This window comes from Arthrobacter sp. R3-55 (assembly GCF_054161505.1).
The window spans coordinates 1,767,173-1,783,416 of record NZ_CP096423.1 but is presented as its reverse complement, the minus strand read 5'-3'; the positions used below and the strand labels follow the sequence as shown (position 1 = coordinate 1,783,416).

Below are 16,244 nucleotides of genomic sequence, written 5' to 3'. Positions count from 1 at the left end.
TCTGGACGGTAGGCTTGGAACTGCAAAGAATTTCGTGGAAGTGGAGCAGATGGGCATGCGTTTCAAAGACCGCGCGGAAGCCGGTCGACGCCTGGCTGAAGCCCTCCCCCAACTCAGGGAGCAGCCGGACACCATCGTGCTGGGCCTGGCCCGCGGCGGAGTCCCCGTGGCCGCAGCAGCAGCAACCGGGCTATACCTGCCCTACGGCGCTGTACTGGTACGCAAGCTCGGCATCCCCGGCCGCGACGAGACCGCCTTCGGCGCCTTGGCCTGGTCACAGGGTGATGTGCTCCGGATCGTCAATAAACCGCTGAAGGAACTCATCCTCGCCCACGGCATCACCCAATCGGCGCTGGATGCCGTGGAGGCCCACGAACGGGCCGAGCTGCTCCGGCGAGCGCAGACATACCCGGGTACCAGGCACGACCTTCGCGGAAAGACCGTGGTGCTGGCCGACGACGGGCTTGCCACAGGGGCCACCATGCGGGCGGCCGTGGAAGCGGTTCGTTCGGCCGGGGCGCGCAGAGTAATAGCCGCTGTGCCGGTGGCGTCACTGGAAGCCTCCACCTCTCTGGCGCGGGTGTGCGATGCGGTGATGGTCCTTCACACACCCGGTAAATTCCACGCTGTCGGCGCTTTCTACGAGCATTTTGAGCAACTGTCCGACAACGACGTCGTACGCCAACTCGAAGGTGCCAGTGCCGGCGGGCAGAAGTAGCCGGCGTCGTTCCCACGCAAAAGGCGGGTGCGGTCCCCTGAGGACCGCGCCCGCCTTTTCTTTAGTGCAGCTTTAGTGGTGAACGCTGTAACCCAGCGGCCGGCCACGGGTTTCCTTGGCCAGGATCACGCCAATGGCGGAGATGACGCACAGAACCATGATGTAGATGCCCACCGAGCCGGACCACTTGGTGGTGTCCAGGAGTGCCTGGGCGATGAGTGGCGCGAAGGCACCGCCCAGGATGGCACCCAGGGCGTATCCAATGGAGATTCCGGAGTAGCGGACCTGGGCCGGGAACATTTCCGCGTACATGGCGGACATGGGACCGTAGGACAGTCCCAAGCCGATGGTCAGGACGAACAAAGCGGTTCCGTAGAGCACGATGTCCTTGGAATCAATCAACACGAACATCGGGATCATCCAGGCAAAGACCAAGCCGTAACCGATCAGGAACGTCTTGACGCGTCCGATCTTGTCCGACAACCAACCGCCCACCATGGTGAAGATCAGCCAGCCGAAAGAGGCGATGGTGGTGGCCAGCAGGACCTGCGGGGTGGGCATCTTCAACGTACGCGTGGCGTAGGAGATGAAGAAGGCGATCAGCAGGTACCCGGCGGCATTGTTGGCGATGAAGATCAGGGCTGCAAGGAGAACTTCCTTCTTGTTCTTGCGGAAGAGTTCACCCAAGGGCGCCTTGCTTTCGGCCTTGCGCTGGGCGATTTCCTTGAAGACAGGGCTTTCACCCACAGCCCGACGGATGAGGTAGCCCACCACGATCAGGACCACCGACAACAGGAATGGCACGCGCCATCCCCAGGAGGCGAAATCTTCCTTGGACATTCCCGACTGGAGCAGGAACAACAGGCCGGTGGCCAGGATCATGCCGATCGGAACACCAATCTGCGGGTAGGCGCCGAAGAGCCCGCGCTTCTTGAGCGGCGCATGCTCCACAGCCATGAGTGCCGCACCGCCCCACTCACCACCGGCGGAGAACCCTTGGACTACGCGCAGGGTAATCAGCAGGATGGGAGCCCAGACGCCGATGGTTGCGTAGGTGGGCAGCATGCCGATCAGGGCAGTGGCTGCACCCATCATGACAAGAGTCATGACCAGGACGGCCTTTCGGCCCATCCTGTCGCCGAGGTGCCCGGCAACGAAAGCCCCGAGGGGACGGAAGAGGAAGCTGATGCCGATCGTGGCGAACGACAAAAGCTGGGCTACACCCGGGTTGGACTTCTCCAAGGGAGAGAGGAACAAGGGCGCCAGCAGCGTCGCCGTGAGCTGGGCAAAGATGAAGAAGTCGTACCACTCAATGGTGGTGCCCACCAATGTCCCGGCCAGGACCCTGCGCTCTTCGCGCTTGCTGCTGGGCCCTGACGGTGAGTCGACAGTGGAAGTTGCGGTCATTGGAACTCCATGGGGTGAGAGTGACTGGTCGGCACTTGACTTGCATTAACCGACAGAACGGTCAGTTAGGAAAGAATACTACAACCTGTGACCCAAAGCACAGCCCCTGGGAACTTCGCTCCAACATAGGATGGTTCGCATGAATCCCCGCAGCGATATCCAGCCTTCACCGGAAGCGGCAACGCAGGCTCCGCCGTCGCAAACCTTGTCACGGGGAATCCGCGCCCTGGAGATCCTCGCAGCCGCCGAGCGCCCCCTCACCATTGCCGAGCTCACCGAGGCCCTCGGGGTGCACCGCTCTGTGGCCTACCGGATCCTTCGGACACTGGAAGACCATTCACTCCTGGTGCGCGACGACTCAGGGCGGGTTCAGCCTGGCCCGGGATTGGCAGTCCTTGCCAGCGGCGTCTCCCGGAACCTTCAAACCGCAGCGCTGCCCGAGCTCACGCAGCTTGCCAATTCCCTGCACATGACGGCGTTCGTCGCGGTCTGGGACCACCAGGAATGCGTCACGCTGGTCACCGTGGAGCCACGGCACTCCGGCGCCGCGCTGGCCCAACACCCCGGAAGCCGCCACCCGGTCAGCACCGGCGCTCCCGGAATAGCCATCCAGTCCACCATGACCGAGGAACGCTGGCAGCAGGTTGGCGCCGGCAACCCCTACCGCCCCGAAGCCCACGAGGCGCGCCGCCTTGGCTATGCCACCAGCCATGACGAAGTGATTGCCGGGCTGTCCTCCATTGCCGCCCCCATCAAGGTTCCGGGTGGACGGCCGGCCGCCATCGCCGTCGTTTACATCCGATTGGACCAGGACGCCGACGCCGTGGGACAGGCACTGGCCGCGAGCGCTGCACGCATCGAGAGCCAGCTCGCCTGAACTTCCTCCCTAGTCCTCGGAACCGTGCCCGATCCTGGCATAAAGGGCTGGCTGCGAGCTCCTGAGCCGCAGGCCCCAGAGGACACCCACCACCCCGGGCAACAGCACCAGCGCGGGGAGGACGAAGGATGCTGCGGTGGATTCTGTTTGGCCGAGCAAGACGTTGAAGTTGGCCAGGATCAGCACCAGGACCACTGCGAGGAGCACGAAGCCCAGCATCGGTGCGATCACCCGGACCCACAGGCTGGTTCCGTGCTGGTTACGCCGGAAGAAGCCAATCACGGCCACCGACACGACGGTCATCAACAGGACCAGCCCCAAGGCGCCACTGTTGGTCAGCCACGTGAACATGGTCAGGACCGGGTACAGTTCGCCGAGCTCGGAACCTGCGCCTGCCACGGCGAAGCCCAGCGTGACGACGACGGCGATCACCGACTGCGCCAACGATCCCGCGAAGGGCGCTCCACTTCCCTGCCGGACTTTGGCGAGCGCCGCTGGCAGGACACGCTCGCGGCCCAGGGAAAAGAAGTAGCGGGCCACGGCGTTGTGGAAGCTGACCAGCGCGGCGAACAGGCTGGTGACGAAGAGGACCTGGGCGATGTCACTGAGCAGCACCCCTCCATTGGCGCCCAGGAACGCGAACATCATGTCCGGCCCGTTGGCAGCTGCTGACTCGATGACGGCTGAGGGACCTGCACCCACGGTCATGGCCCAAGCGGAGACCGCATAGAACACGGCGATGATTCCCACGGCTGCGAACGTCGCCCTGGCAACCGTTCGCTTGGGGTCTTTGGACTCCTCACCGTAGATGGCTGCGGACTCAAAGCCCATGAACGCCGCGATGCCGAACGAGAGCACGGCCCCAATGCCGGGGACGAACAGGCTCTCGGGGCTGAAGGCTGCTGCGCTGATACCTTCAGGGGCAACGGCAAGGCTGATGATGTCGTAGACAATGACCACCAGGAACTCCAGTGCCACAAGGATGCCAAGCACCTTGGCAGAGAGGTCCACGCGGTTGACTCCCAGCCACCCCACGATGGCGATGCAGACCAGCACCGGTATCCACCACGGGACACTGATGCCCAGGCGCGCGGAAAGGAGTGAGGACACGGTAAACCCAAACAGCCCGTAGATGCCTACCTGCATCAGGTTGTAGGCCATCAGCGCAATGAGTGACGCCCCAACGCCGGCCGGCCTGGAAATACCCTGTGCGATGTACGCGTAGAAGGCTCCTGCGTTGGTGACGTAACGGCTCATTGCCGCATAGCCCACGGCGAACAGTGCCAGGATTCCGCCGAGGATCAGGAAGGACAGCGGCACTCCCACCACCCCCGTGACTGCGAACGTCGTGGTCACTCCGCCCGCCAGGACGGTCAGCGGCGCTGAAGCCGCAATAATCATGAAGGTCACTGCCGGTACGCCAAGAAGTCCCTTGGTGTGTGCAGGTCCGGCCGTCCTGCCCTTGACGGGGTTGTCCACGCTCATAGTGTGCTCCTGCCTCGGTGCCACGGGAGATCTGCGCGGCACGGTGTCGGTCATTCCGCAATCTTCCACCGCAGGAGCACGGCGTGACTTGTCTCACACGGCAGGGTGTTTGTCGGAGGACGCACGCACCTTCGGGGCTGACGCGCCGGTGTAGAATCGTGGGCAAGCTCACGTCTGTCCCAACGGTTTCCTGGTCGGGAACCAATCAGAAGTTCTGTGGCGCCATGGGCCGTTGAAAGGGAGTTCGATGACAGTCGCGGCTGATACGGGTCCCACTACCGTGCAAACCATCGTGGCCGGGTCCTTCCAGGAGTGGAGCCGGGCCATCTCCTCTTCCTTCGTTCCCCTTTTGGCAACAGGGCCCAGGAACGCGACGTTCCACGGAACCATGCGAGCCCGCGTCCTGGGGCAGATTTCCGTGGTGGAGGTGACCGCCGGACCCCATACGGTCCTGCGGACCCCGGAGCTCATTGCCAAGTCCACCGGGCGCTTCTTCAAACTGAGCATCCAGCTCGCTGGGTCCGGTCGCCTGGTTCAGGATGAACGCGAGGCAGTGCTGCGTCCGGGTGACCTCTCCATTTACGACACGTCCCGCCCCTACCAGCTGACCTTCGACGACGACTTCCGCACCCTGGTGCTGATGTTCCCGCATGTCTTGCTGGACCTTCCGGCCGAGGCCATGGGCCATGTCACCGCCTTGCGCATTCCAGGTGACGAGGGCCTCGGCGAGCTCATCAGTCCCTTCCTGGTGAAGCTGGCCGACAACCTTGAAGCGCTCTCAGGCACCAACGGCCTCCGCCTGGTCCACAATGCCCTGGATCTGGTGACCACGCTCTTCAACGGGGAACTGGACCATCTGATTGAGGCCGGCCGGGACCCGCATCTGCTGTTGTTGGGCCGGATCCACGACTACATCGAGGCCAACCTTGGCGACCCTGGGCTCTCGCCGGGAAGCATCGCCACAGCGCACTACATCTCCACGCGGCACCTGCACGATCTTTTCCAGGAAATCGGCACCACCGTGGCTTCCTCCATCCGGCAGCGGCGACTCGAACGGTGCCGCCGCGACCTCAGGGATCCGGTCCTGGCTGACCGTCCTGTCACGGCCATTGCAGCACGATGGGGGTTCACGGACGCCGCACACTTCAGCAGGATCTTCCGGGCCGCTTTCGGGAACTCCCCCACCGGGTACCGCAGCGAAGGCGTATAGCAACAACTGCTAGGACCCGGGCCGGCCCTTCATCACCAGCGATGTCACAACACCGAGCAGCAACAGGCCTCCAGCGGCCACCATGGAAACCACAAATGCTGCACCAGGCCCCTGCGTCTCAGCCAACTGCCCGGCCAAGTAGGCACCCAAGGCAGTACCTGCCACGATTCCGCTGGCGAGGGCCGTCATGACCGTGGCCATACGGCCCGCCGGTGCCAACACGCCGCCAATGCTGAACACGGTCACCATCACAGGCCCCACGGGAATACCCAGAATCAGCAGGACAAACACCATGGGCCAAATACCGCCGGGCAAAAGTAGCAAGAGTGACAATGCTGACATCAACAAGGCGGCCGCAACCCAACGGGAGGCCAGGCTGAACCGCTGCGGCCAGAACGCGACCGACAAAGCAGCCACGGCAGAGCTCAAGCCCATCACCGCGTACAGGAGCCCCGCGATCTCGGCAGTGGCATATTGGGCCGAGAAAGCGCTCAACGCATTTTGCGTCGCCCCGAAGAAGGTACCCATGCAGACCATGGCCACCACGGGAACGGCCACCACTGCTCCGGCCCACCGATGAGGACGAGTACCGCCCTGACTCGCCTGTCCATCTGAAGGCACGACGCCGGCAGCCGGCTTGCGGGGTGCCGGAACCACGGCATGCTGGCTGGGATGGACGGCGAAAGCCGGTACCAGTGTGATGGTCATGACAGCGGCCAGTGCGAGAGGCAACCACGGAGCCACCATGCTGGCCAGGACACCTACCAACGCCGGGCCAAGGACGAACGTGACCTCGTCCGCGGTGCCCTCGTAGGAAAGCGCGGTGTCCAGGTCTGCACGGTTTGATGCCACGCTCCTGCTGCCGTTGGCCACCGTGGGAGAAAGATTGCGGGTAGTCAAAGCCATCCAGCGGACCCTTGCCATGGGACCGACCTGCGGACAACTGGCACCTGCGAGGAAAGCAGCAATCAGGACCCCGGCGGCATCCCCGGCCGAACCATAGCCAGGGGTAAGGTAAGCCGCTGCGAGAAGTCCAACGACAGCCAGGGCGTTGATAACAGCGGCGACGAGGAGCACGATCCGCTGCCCCGCACGGTCAGCCAAGGAGCCAAGTACGGGGGCGCCGAGGGCCGAACCGATACCAACAGCTCCGGCAGCCATGCCACCGATCGCGTAGGACTGGCTAACGGCCGTGACCAGCGTCAAAGTCCCCACAGTAAGCATGGCCAGTGGAAGCCGGGCAAACAGGCCCAAAGGCAGGAAACCGGGTCCTGCCAATTCCGGAAGCCGCGCAAAACGGCCGGGCAGTCGCGAGGGGCGTGAGGGCGGAGAAGACAGTTGCTGTGAAACTACAGAAGATTTTTCCATTAATCCGGGTTCGCTAAAGGATGCGCATCGTCCCTCCTCCCGATGCGCGCGACCCGGTGTAACGGGTTAAGTCTATCGGATATGTCCTAGACAGGAACCGCTTCGGCAATTCGGACGGTGGACCCGTGCCGGCCCTTTACCACCTGCACCTGGCTGGTGATGCGTTGTTTCATTTCCGCAACATGGCTGACCAAGCCAACTACCCTGCCGCCGTTCCGTAGTCCCTCCAAAGCATCCATCACTTGCTCCAGGGCTTGCTCGTCGAGGCTACCGAAGCCTTCATCGACGAACAGCGTCTCAATGTCCACGCCGCCGGCCTCTTGCTGGACAACGTCGGCCAAGCCGAGGGCAAGGGACAAGGAGGCCATGAAGGATTCCCCGCCGGACAGTGTGGAGGTGTCGCGGCGCTGGCCGGTCCATTCATCCACGACTTCGAGCCCCAGTCCTGACTTTGCACCCCGTGCGGCCTTTGCATCAGTGTGCTGCAGGGTGTAACGGCCGTCGCTCATGGCAACGAGTCGTTCAGAGGCGGCCATGGCCACCTGTTCGAGGCGGGCAGCCAGGACGTACGTATTAAGGCTCATCCGGTAACTGTTATCACCGGATCCCCTCACGGTGTCCGCCAACTCTGCCAGCATCCGGGCCTTGTTCCGAGGCTCCTTGCCGGCCTGGGCGAGTGCCAGGTATTCCTTCCGGAACCGCGCTACTGCTTCAGCCGACTTTTCGGCCAGGCCTGCGGCCAGTGCGGCGGCCCGTGATGTGTCCGCAGCCTCGGCAGCCAACTGCTGAGACGCCGCGAGTTCAGTCTCCGGCAACGGCAGCTCGCCAAGGCTGGCTTCCTTCGCAGCCAGGACCAGATCCTCACCGGCAAACAGTTCGTCGAGACGGGATGATTCAGCGTCGAAATCAGCGAGGTCTTTCTCTAGCCCCACGACATCGGCTGGCGGCAGGAGTTCGCGCCGCGCTTCCGCGGCAGATCCGAACCCGGATCCCGGCAAGGCCCTGCCCAGGGAGGCGATGGCCTCCTCCTGCGATTGTCCGGCACTTTCGACCTCCCGGTCAGCGTCCGCTGCCGCCTGCAGCAGCGCGCGGTCAGCGGACAGGGCCTCCAACCTTTCGCGCAGGCTCGGGAATCCAGCCCTTAATCCAGCCAAGTCAGTCTCCAGCTCAGTGCGCTGTTCCTCGAGCAGCACCGCCTCGGAAGCCGCCTGGGCCGCGGCGGCCACCGACCCGGAAAGTTCTTCCTCGGCCAGGACGATGCGCTGGTTAAGGGACTGGTACCGGCTGCGCAATGTCTCCAGGGACGCTGCGGTTGCGCGGGCCTCGGTGAGAGCCTGACGGGCTTCCTTACGCCTTGACTGAGCGTCGGCCGAGTCTGTTGCACCCCCTTGTGCTTCCAGCCCGGCGAGGACCTGGGCTGCCGCGGAGACTTGCTCGGCGAACTTGTCCACGGCCTTCTCGCTGGCGTCAAAAATGTCCTTCAGCTCTTCCTCTTCCTGGGCCAGGGAGAGGGCGGACCGTACTGCCGCAGCCGGATTCGGATGCTCCTTGCTGCCACATACGGCGCACGGCGAGCCCTCTTCCAGGGCTGCTGCCAACTCGCCCGCTGCATTGGCCAGGCGCATCTCCCTGATATCGAGCCACTTCTGGCGGGCATCCTGGGACGCGGACCGGGCCCGGAGATGCTTCGCGCTGATTTCCTCCAAGTCATCGGAGGCAGCAGCATGGCGGGCCACGATCTCCACCAGTTCGGTGGCCGCTGCTGCTTCCCTTTCCAGCTCGGCCAGCTTCTCAACAACCGGTTCGAGGAGGGTAATTTGCGAGGCCACCTCAGCCGCGTCACCGCGAAGCTGGTCCAGACCGGAGCGTGCCGCTTCCGCGGCAGCGGCATGTTCAGCCGACCCGGCGCGTTTGGCGGACAGGCGTGTTCCGATGCCTTCCAAGCGCTGCTCATCGGCAAGACGTGCCTCGAGCACAGCGCAGCTTGCCTTGGCACTCTCCAGGGAAGTGGCGGGGTTATCGGGGTTTATACCCGCCGCATCCAGCCGGGTGCGAATACCGGCGGCGAGCTCAGCGGCAGCCTGGACCTTGCGTGCTGCCGAATCCACGGCTTCCAACTGGCCGCTGAGAACAGCAGCACGCCGATGCCGGCCAAGCTTTTCCCTGTTCTCATCTGCACGGGGGGCTGCCAACTCCAACAAGATCCGGCGCTGCATGGCGGCGCCGAGACGCAAGTGGCGCGCCGCTTTGTCCTGGGCTGCCTGGAATTCCCCTGCGAGACGGGAGGTCAAGGATTCCGCTTCCGTGGCCTGGTCCTGACGTCGCCGCCACTCGGCTGTTACCTCGGCTTCGACCTCGGCAAGCCATTCCTCGGGCTCTTGCCCAGCGGTTACGGTGGCAGAGGTACCTTCTGAGTCTGCGAGCCCTCCCCCATGCGCCCCCAGCTGCAGCCGTTCTGCGGCAACCCTGTCCAGCAGCATGGTCAGCTCCGCCGTATTCTCCTGCACGGCACCGGCGGCTGCAGCGGCCTGCTGTGCCAGGTGTCGTTCAACGGCTTCGAAGCGTTGGGTGCCGAACAGTTTCTGGAGGAGTTCCAAGCGGTCCCCTGCCTTGGACCGGAGGAAGGCGGCAAAATCACCCTGGGGCAGCATGACCACCCGGGTGAATTGCTCCCGGTCCATTCCCAGGACGTCGGAAAGTTCAGCTCCTACCTCGTCATTTCGGGATGACTTCTCTTCCCAGGTTCCATTCACCCGCTCGCGGAGCAGGGTCTTGGCCTGCTGGGTGGTGAAACCATTGCGGCCACGGCTGCTGGGCCGCTCCCATGCAGGTGAGCGGGTCACTTCAAAACGACGTCCGCGCGCCGAGAACTCGCACACCACCCGGGGTTCCGCGCCAGGAGCGGCGTGATCACTGCGCAGCCGTTTGCCTTCCTGGCGGGCGCCGGGGACGGAGCCGTAGAGGGCGAAACAAATGGCATCCAGGATGCTGGTCTTCCCGGCACCGGTGGCGCCATTGAGGAGGAAGAGGCCTTGTGCGCTCAGGTGGTCGAAGTCGATGTGCTGGGGCGTGGCAAATGGACCGAATGCTTCGATGTCCAAACGGTGGATTCTCACAGCTCTGCTTCCTCCAACCTGACAGCTTCCAGTGCTTCCTTCAACGCCGCTTCCTCGGCATCTCCTGAACCACGGCCACGGACATGTTCCAAAAAGCCGCAGCACACTCCGAGGTCGTCTTCCGCTTCGGCGAGCCGGGTGCTGTAGCTGGTTTTCAGCTGGGATCCCGCCCCTTCGGGATCGAAGGCGAGAACCAGGGTGTCGGGGAAACGGGTGCGCACCCTCTCCATCGCCTGGGCAGGGCGTTGGGCATCGGTCAAAGTAATCTGGCAATAGGCATTTTCTGCCCATGCATGCTCTTCGGATCCCAGCAGGTCATCCAGCGGGCCGCGCAGGATGGCCAATGCCCTGGGCGGCACCCACAAGACCTCTTCAACCCCGATTTCACCCTCCGCGCCGACGTCAACCAGCCAAGCACCCTTGCGGTGTTTGGCTTCGGAGAAGGAATAGGCCAGGGGTGAACCTGAGTAGCGAACGTTCGGGGCCAGTTCCTGCCGCCCGTGAAGGTGACCCAATGCGGTGTAGGCGAAGTCCTCAAAGAGATCCAGCGGGACGGCGCCCAGTCCTCCGATACTGAGGTCCCTTTCGCTGTCAGAGGTAATGCCTCCGCTGGCGAATGTGTGGGCCAGGACTACAGGGTGCACCGGTCCGGTTTCCCGACGCCGCTCCACATCATGGCGGATCCGTTCAACAGCCGCCAAGGTGACATCAAAGTGGTTGGCGTTATCGACGCCCATCCGCTCAGCCACCAACCGGGGCTCCAAGTAGGGGATGCCGTAAATGGCCACGTCCCCGCTGCGGCTATCCGATCCCAGGGGTAGGACCACCGGTACATCCAAGTCCTCAACCCGCGTCCGAAGGTGCACTCCCCCTCGTTCCAACAGCCGGGAGGCGAAGCCCAACCTGATGGCGGAGTCGTGGTTGCCGCTGGTCAAGACCACGGCGGCACCTGCCTGGGTGATACGAACCAGGGCATCGTCGAGGAGTTTCACCACGTCCAGGCCCGGCAACGCGCGGTCATAGACATCACCTGCTATCAGGACGACGTCAACGGACCTGGCCTGAACAACCGACACCAATTGGTCCACGAAATCGCGCTGGGCTTCAAGCATGCCAACGCCGTGAAATGACCGGCCGAGATGCCAATCCGAAGTGTGAAGTAACCGCATATTCTCAAGTTAACCGCCGGGCACCGACAATAAAGCGCAGGCAAGCCGTCCGCCGTCGATCCTCTCTGCTCAGTCAGCCCTTTTTGCCGTCGAAGAAATCACGGGCATCATCCGCTGCCGCAGCAGGGGCGGGTGCGGGGCTGACGGTGTTCTTCCCGGAAGAAGACTCCTGGGCCTTGGCATCAGCAGTGTCGGGGGCGTCCACCGCAAGATCATGGTCAGTATCGAAGTCATCGTGGACGCCGTCATGGGTGCCCGTCCGCACATCCCTGATGTCGGCATCATTGGCAGCTGTAAAGCCTTGGAAACCACGGAAGACCAGCCCGGCAAGCGCCGCACCCATCAATGGGGCCACCCAGAAGAGCCACAGGCCCTCAATGGCCCATGTCGAACTGAAGAAAGCCTGGGCCGTTGCCCGTGCGGGGTTGAACGGAAGGTTGCCCAGGACCTGGCCAAGCTGGAGCAGCACCACCATGGCAAGGCCCACAGCGAAGGGTGCCATGGCGGGAACAGCCCGGCGACCAGCCGTCGCCCCCAGGAAAACCGCAACAAGCAAGGCAGAACCAAGGATTTCAACCATCAAGACCCCTGCCATCTGCGTTTGGGCCGCAGCATGCTCCCCGAAGCCAGGCGCCACCACGTCGAAGGCAGCCCTGGCGTTCGTCAGGACGGGGACGGTGGTCACCACGAAGTAGACCAGCGCAGCACCAACAACGCTGCCAATGAGCTGCGCCGCCAAATATGCGACAGCGGCGATCGCCTTGATCCGGCCGGCAATCAGGTTACCCAGGGTAATGGCCGGATTGAAGTGACCACCGGAAACATGGCCGAAGGCCAGCATGGCCACTGTCACGGTGAGCCCGGCGGCCAGAGCCACAGGAACCGGCGCACCACCGGGGTTGGAGAAAATCCCGACGCCCACCGCTACGACCACAATGAACATCGATCCCAACGCTTCAGCCGATAACCGGGCAAGAAGCCCCGGTTGAGGTTCAGAAACGGCCTGTACAGGAGTGGTCATGTCGAAGGTGTCCTTACGGTTGGTCTGGAAGGCGGCCTTGCCGCGCAGCGCGCTCTGCACGCACTTGTCTTACTGCTCTGTGCCGCCGGCGGGCAATAACCTGGTGACGCCGGGCTGGAGGTCGAAAGCCCCTGAGCATTGTGCCAGCCGAGTCTGGGCGGTTGCTGAATCCTGCCTCCGGGTTCTGAATCCTGCCTCCGAGCTTAGCTGCCCAAAGCTATGGCCGCGATCGCCGTTCCCCCAAGGCAGATGACGGCCACGGTGCTGATCAGCACCAACCGGGCCGAAGCAGCAGTGTTTCCGGCCTGGAGTTGGCGTGACCTAATCCACACCACGGAAGCCAGGACGATGGTGGCGGCCGCTGCCATGAGCGCACAAATGCCCTGGAAGTCCAGTCCCGGGAGGCCGGCGCCAACGAGGCCGGGAGAGGGTTCGGACGTCAGCCAGCTCCGCCAGATGAAGAGGTCCACAACCACTAAGGAGATCAGGGTCCGGCGCCAGGCCAAGGTTGTGCGTTCCGGTTGGAGGCCGGGATCGCGGACGTCCGCACTCAATGGATGCCCTCCATCACCGGGCCAGCAGGATCAGCGCCGCGAAGGCGAAGGCTGCCAGGGCCACCGCGATGGTCATGAACAACATGACGCGGGAGAACGGAAGTGCTTGGTCGTTGCGCATTGCCGCTTCCATCTGTCCCCACCTGCGGTAAGACAACGCGGCCAGTCCCGCTCCGACCAGTGCCAGCAAGACGCAGAGGACCAGTCGGACGGGAGTCGGCGCGATGTTGGGAGCCAATTGGTCAACGGCCACCGCACCGGCGAGGAGGGCCAGGGAGGTACGGATCCACGCGAGGAAGGTTCGTTCATTGGCAAGCGAGAACCTGTAATCAGGTGTCTTGCCGGTCCGTCGCCAAGCAGGTTCACGCACGCAGTCTCTCCAGTGTTCATCGGTGCCGGGCAGCTTCCCCACCTTACCAGCGGGCGTTCACGGCACGGTAAGTTACTGGCATGAGTGTTGAACCTTCCTCCCCCGTAGCGCCATCTTTCGAATCCCGTGTCCGCGGCTCACTTTTGGGTGGCGCATTGGGCGATTCCCTTGGTTACGCCGTGGAGTTCGATTCCATCGCAGCAATCCGCGCGACCTTCGGCCCTGCCGGCTTGACGGATTTTGGACAACTCGACGGCGGCAGCCACTTTTCGGACGATACCCAGATGACGTTGTACACCGTTGACGGCCTGGTGGAAGCCCTCGAGTGGGCTAACGACGGGGTGGCGGCAGATGAAATTGCCTGCCTGTGGTTGGCCTATCTGCGGTGGCTCAACACCCAGGACGTCGCTGTTGGCTCGTCCGCACCAGTGCCGCAACCCCGCTGGATCGACACCCAGGAAGTCCTCCGGCACCGCAGGGCACCGGGCAATGCCTGCCTGAGCGGCCTGGCTACGGGCGAGATGGGAACGGTGGCCCGCCCGGTCAATCCTGATTCCAAGGGATGCGGCACAGTGATGCGCTCGGCCCCTTTCGGCCTGATCCCCCATATCTCCCGGGAGGCTGTCTACAAGCTGAGCTCGGACGCTGCCTCCTTGACGCATGGACACCCTTCAGCCCGGCTCAGCGCAGCAGCCTTTAGCTTGCTCATTCACAACATCGTGGCCGGAAGCGATGTGCGGACAGCGGCAACCGATGCGCTTGGCTACGTCAACGGCGTGCCTACCAAGGCTCCCGAGCTTGGCGAGCGGCTGGAAGCCGCCCTGACCCTGTCGCAGCAGGCGAGCGCACTGAACCCTGAAGAGGTCACCGCAGCGCTCGGCGAGGGCTGGGTCGCAGAAGAGGCACTCGCCGTCGGACTCTACGCCGTGCTGGCCACGAGCGGCGGCTCACCCGCGGACCATTTCCGCAACGCGGTTTCGGTGGCCGTCAACCACAGCGGTGACAGCGATTCCACCGGATCCATCGCGGGAAATATCCTGGGGGCCTTCTACGGTGATCAATGCCTCCCGGCCCAGTGGCTGGAAGCCTTGGAAGCGCCCGAGGTCATCCATGGCATGGCAGACAGGCTTCTCGCCGTCACCACTGGCTGATCCGTGACCGCTGGCTGATCCGTCACTATTGGCGGATCCGTTGGTCATTCGTCACGCCCGGCGAAGCGCGATGTTGTTGCAGGCCTCGCAAACATCGGCCGGAATCAGGCCACGGCGTTGCAGGAAACCGAAGATGACGCAACCGAGGCAGAAGCCAACGAAAGCCTCCAGTGAGGCTGCAACGATCAAGACTGCCAGCAGGACCCAGGCAGCCGGCTGGTAGCCGATCAGGAACAGCACGACGGCGGCACTGGTCATGGCGGCCCCCAGGCCTTGGGCGAAGCGTTTGGGAGGACCGGCAACCAGCTTCACGTGTCCGATCCGCGGCGCCAGAACCTTGACGGAGATCAGTGCGAGCGGGGAGATCCGGGGGCCGAACAGCAGGCGGAGCCAGAAACCGGCAGCAAGTGCCGCCAAGCCCCAACCCCAGCCGGTCAGCAGCGTTGCGACAGCCAGAACCAGCACGAGCCCGGCGGTGATGCGGGCCGCATATTCGTTCACGGGGTTGGGAAACGCGAAAACGGCGCGCCAATCCAGTCCACCGCGCGCGGATGGATCTGCCGGCTCAGGGGCGTCCGACTGCCGGCGAAGCGGTGCCGGGCGAAGGGAAGGCTTGGTCATTCCCCAAGGCTAGGAGCCCAGCTCAACCGGCGGGAAGCATTGTTGCGCAGTGTGACCGTTCCGGCCCCCCTCTCAGGGGTCAGGCCCCGCCCACCATTTGCAGGAATTCGCCCTCGGAGACAACTTCGATTTGCTGGCCTTTGGCGTGCAGTTCCAGAACCCGTTTGGCCTTCCCCGTGAGCCGTCCGGCGCGCAGGTCCCCGGCAACGAAGCCATCGCCAACAATGAGCACTGTGGTCCGTGCCGTCACCCTGCTCTCCGGCCGGGCACCCATGTCCGCGGCCCTCGATTTGGCTTCGGGCCGGGTGATCGCCAGATCCCCCGTGAAAACCACTGTCTGTCCGAACAAGGGGTGCCCGGGCTCCGCGCCGGGATTCGGCAAGGGATTGGGCCCTTCCTCGGGCCAGGCTGACCATCCGGAAGGACCTCCAGCGGCGCGGTCCGACGCACCAACAGCGGCACTTCCCGTCCTGGCAGCGAGTGCGGACAGCGTGGCTTTGGAAAGACCTTGGGTGGGATCGAAGGCCTGCTGGCGGGGCAGGTCAAGGCCCAGGGAAAGATAGAGTTCGGCGATGCTGTTCGCATTGTTCCGCCGGGCGATGTCCACCAGGATTCCGGCGCAGGCCCGCGCGTCCTCGGCGGCGTCGTGGTGGTTGACCAAGGGTACCCCGGCCTCTTCTGCGGCATACGGCAAGGAGTTGGAGACCAACGAGTAGCAGCGACGGGACAGCATGACCGTGCAGACGTAGTCATAGGCCGGTCCGGCAAGGCCTGATACTTCAAGACCGGAACGGATGACGCCGAGGTCGAAGGCTGCATTGTGCGCCGCGAGGATGTCACCACCGATAAACGCCCCGATTTCCGGAAAGAGTTCACCGAACCGCGGGAGTCCGGCGACATCGTCAGCGCGGATGCCGTGGATGCGGGTGTTGTGGAACTCGAAGTGATCATGATTGGCCGGCGGGCGCATCAGCCAGGAGGCTTCTTCCACCACAACTCCACCGCGGACCTTGCTAAGGCCTACCGAACACGGCGACCCCCGGAATCCGTTGGCTGTTTCAAAGTCGATCGCCGTAAAGTCCAATGCCACTGGTCAAGATTACAGCCGGAAAAGGCCGCCTCCGCCGATTTCCGCGGCGGGGCGGCCCTTCCGGCCGTTATTGTGGCGAACGATACA

At 63.8% G+C, this 16,244-nt stretch carries 14 protein-coding genes; 4 read left to right on the top strand and 10 right to left on the bottom strand.

The window, feature by feature from the left end:
- Positions 1 to 49 precede the first annotated feature (49 nt).
- Positions 50 to 718 (top strand): phosphoribosyltransferase, encoded by a 669-nt coding sequence (locus M1D51_RS08340; protein WP_458109566.1) that lies wholly within the window; start codon positions 50 to 52, stop codon positions 716 to 718.
- Between the two features lie 72 nt (positions 719 to 790).
- On the opposite strand, the gene M1D51_RS08335 is transcribed toward M1D51_RS08340, so the two are convergent.
- The gene (locus tag M1D51_RS08335; protein ID WP_172326041.1) at positions 791 to 2,125 is read right to left on the bottom strand and encodes an MFS transporter; all 1,335 of its coding nucleotides are present in this window, start codon (positions 2,123 to 2,125) and stop codon (positions 791 to 793) included.
- 130 nt (positions 2,126 to 2,255) lie between these two features.
- Here M1D51_RS08335 and M1D51_RS08330 point away from each other — a divergent pair, with 130 nt between their 5' ends.
- On the top strand, positions 2,256 to 3,002 hold the full coding sequence (locus M1D51_RS08330; protein ID WP_458109184.1) for an IclR family transcriptional regulator: 747 nt from the start codon (positions 2,256 to 2,258) through the stop codon (positions 3,000 to 3,002).
- 9 nt (positions 3,003 to 3,011) lie between these two features.
- Here the strand turns inward: M1D51_RS08330 and M1D51_RS08325 are convergent, their stop codons facing one another.
- Entirely contained in the window at positions 3,012 to 4,487 is a 1,476-nt protein-coding gene (locus M1D51_RS08325; RefSeq protein WP_458109183.1) for an APC family permease, read from the bottom strand.
- 247 nt (positions 4,488 to 4,734) lie between these two features.
- Here M1D51_RS08325 and M1D51_RS08320 point away from each other — a divergent pair, with 247 nt between their 5' ends.
- Complete coding sequence (locus M1D51_RS08320) at positions 4,735 to 5,697, top strand: AraC-like ligand-binding domain-containing protein (protein WP_458109182.1); 963 nt, start codon at positions 4,735 to 4,737, stop codon at positions 5,695 to 5,697.
- Positions 5,698 to 5,706: 9 nt separating this feature from the next.
- Here the strand turns inward: M1D51_RS08320 and M1D51_RS08315 are convergent, their stop codons facing one another.
- From M1D51_RS08315 to M1D51_RS08290, 6 genes are all read right to left on the bottom strand, one after another.
- Entirely contained in the window at positions 5,707 to 7,065 is a 1,359-nt protein-coding gene (locus M1D51_RS08315) for an MFS transporter (RefSeq protein WP_458109181.1), read from the bottom strand.
- An 86-nt stretch (positions 7,066 to 7,151) separates the two neighbouring features.
- Positions 7,152 to 10,181 carry an AAA family ATPase gene (locus M1D51_RS08310; RefSeq protein WP_458109180.1) on the bottom strand — a complete coding sequence of 1,010 codons (3,030 nt, stop codon included), beginning with the start codon at positions 10,179 to 10,181 and terminating at the stop codon, positions 7,152 to 7,154.
- Positions 10,178 to 11,350 carry an exonuclease SbcCD subunit D gene (locus M1D51_RS08305; protein WP_458109179.1) on the bottom strand — a complete coding sequence of 391 codons (1,173 nt, stop codon included), beginning with the start codon at positions 11,348 to 11,350 and terminating at the stop codon, positions 10,178 to 10,180. Before M1D51_RS08305 ends, M1D51_RS08310 begins: the two co-directional genes overlap by 4 nt.
- 73 nt (positions 11,351 to 11,423) lie before the next feature.
- Positions 11,424 to 12,371: an aquaporin gene (locus M1D51_RS08300; protein WP_458109565.1), complete on the bottom strand. Its 948-nt coding sequence runs from the start codon at positions 12,369 to 12,371 to the stop codon at positions 11,424 to 11,426.
- A 203-nt stretch (positions 12,372 to 12,574) separates the two neighbouring features.
- Positions 12,575 to 12,925 (bottom strand): DUF202 domain-containing protein, encoded by a 351-nt coding sequence (locus tag M1D51_RS08295; RefSeq protein WP_458109178.1) that lies wholly within the window; start codon positions 12,923 to 12,925, stop codon positions 12,575 to 12,577.
- 13 nt (positions 12,926 to 12,938) lie between these two features.
- Positions 12,939 to 13,295, bottom strand: coding sequence for a YidH family protein (locus M1D51_RS08290; RefSeq protein WP_458109177.1), 357 nt, complete (start codon positions 13,293 to 13,295; stop codon positions 12,939 to 12,941).
- Positions 13,296 to 13,375: 80 nt separating this feature from the next.
- On the opposite strand from M1D51_RS08290, the gene M1D51_RS08285 reads away from it, so the two are divergent.
- Entirely contained in the window at positions 13,376 to 14,446 is a 1,071-nt protein-coding gene (locus tag M1D51_RS08285) for an ADP-ribosylglycohydrolase family protein (RefSeq protein ID WP_458109176.1), read from the top strand.
- A 51-nt stretch (positions 14,447 to 14,497) separates the two neighbouring features.
- Here the strand turns inward: M1D51_RS08285 and M1D51_RS08280 are convergent, their stop codons facing one another.
- Together M1D51_RS08280 and M1D51_RS08275 are read right to left on the bottom strand one after the other, a co-directional pair.
- Positions 14,498 to 15,067, bottom strand: coding sequence for a DUF4395 domain-containing protein (locus tag M1D51_RS08280; RefSeq protein WP_458109175.1), 570 nt, complete (start codon positions 15,065 to 15,067; stop codon positions 14,498 to 14,500).
- A 79-nt stretch (positions 15,068 to 15,146) separates the two neighbouring features.
- Positions 15,147 to 16,157, bottom strand: a complete 1,011-nt coding sequence (locus M1D51_RS08275) for an exonuclease domain-containing protein (protein ID WP_458109174.1) — start codon at positions 16,155 to 16,157, stop codon at positions 15,147 to 15,149.
- Between the last annotated feature and the right edge of the window lie 87 nt (positions 16,158 to 16,244).